Annotated in this window: 1 protein-coding gene; it reads left to right on the top strand. The window is 36.1% G+C overall.

Annotated elements, in window-relative coordinates; genetic code table 11:
- Nucleotides 1-776: ATP-binding protein (locus tag H5072_RS20750; RefSeq protein ID WP_182694674.1), on the top strand; the 776-nt coding region annotated here is incomplete at both ends.

The following is a 776-nucleotide window of genomic DNA, read 5'->3' as shown; positions in this document are numbered from 1 at the left end:
AGGCATAATTATAGTGACTCACAAAGCGAGCTAGTAGACAATATTAGCGTAACTTTACTTCCTAAAAATTCTATTCAAACTCAATCACAGCTTATTATTGAAGATAATGGCACGGGACTGACTGAGGCAGAAATACATCAATTTTTGGCGGTTATTGGTGAGTCATCAAAAAAAGAGTTATTAGATAAACAGCAGCATGACTATATTGGTCGGTTTGGTATTGGTTTGTTGGCTTGTTTTATGGTCTCAAACACTATTTGTGTACAAACTCGCAGTATTAAGCAAAAAGATAAAGTACTACAATGGACGGGGAGCCCTGATGGTACTTATAAAGTTATTGAAATTGACCAGCAAATGGAAATAGGAACGCGTGTTTTATTAACTGCAAAAACTGAAGGTGAAGATTATTTTACTCACAGCTCACTAACTCATTGGATGCAATACTATGCTAGTTATTTACCTTACCCGATCACCTTAAATACGCCTTCAAAAACTAACTTTAGAATAAACGCATCAAAACCACCGTGGCTATGGGAAAATGTATCTAACAACGAGTTTGTAGATAAAGCAATATTAATAGGCGAAAAATACTTTAGAGGTCCTTTTTTTGACACCATAACCTTAAAAACGAAAGCAGGTAAAGTAAAAGGTTTGGGTTACATTATTTCGCATGCCACCACAGAGCATCAACAGCAGCACTTAATTTACTTAAAAGGAATGCGGTTAACGAAAAGCGCTCAAAATATTTTGCCGGACTGGGCTTTTTTTGTTCGTAC

Source organism: Pseudoalteromonas sp. SR45-5 (assembly GCF_014163565.1).
GTDB classification, from domain to species: domain Bacteria; phylum Pseudomonadota; class Gammaproteobacteria; order Enterobacterales; family Alteromonadaceae; genus Pseudoalteromonas; species Pseudoalteromonas distincta.
Note: the sequence above shows the minus strand (reverse complement) of the source record. Positions and strands in the feature narration are given on the sequence as shown.